Annotated in this window: 1 tRNA gene; it reads left to right on the top strand. The window is 46.1% G+C overall.

Annotation, left to right across the window (positions count from 1 at the left end):
• Window positions 1-25: 25 nt before the first annotated feature.
• Window positions 26-101: transfer RNA gene (locus tag HU770_RS26875), tRNA-Ala, on the top strand.
• The last annotated feature ends 179 nt before the right edge of the window (window positions 102-280 follow it).

Genomic DNA, 280 nt, shown 5'->3' with positions numbered 1-280 from the left:
TTACTTGGTGCGGCCTACAAAATACGGGGCCATAGCTCAGCTGGGAGAGCGCCTGCCTTGCACGCAGGAGGTCAGCGGTTCGATCCCGCTTGGCTCCACCACTCTTCAGGTTTCGCAGCACTGCTCAGAACTTAGAAATGAACATTCGGTGATGAATGTTGATTTCTGACTTTTGTCAGATCGTTCTTTAAAAATTCGGATATGTGATAGAAATAGACTGAACACTACTTTCACTGGTAGTGGATCAGGCTAAGGTAAAATTTGTGATGTGCTCTTAACT

Origin of the sequence: Pseudomonas sp. SWRI68, assembly GCF_014269165.1 — a bacterium.
Lineage (GTDB): Bacteria > Pseudomonadota > Gammaproteobacteria > Pseudomonadales > Pseudomonadaceae > Aquipseudomonas > Aquipseudomonas capeferrum.
This window is presented reverse-complemented; position numbering and strand designations above follow the sequence as displayed.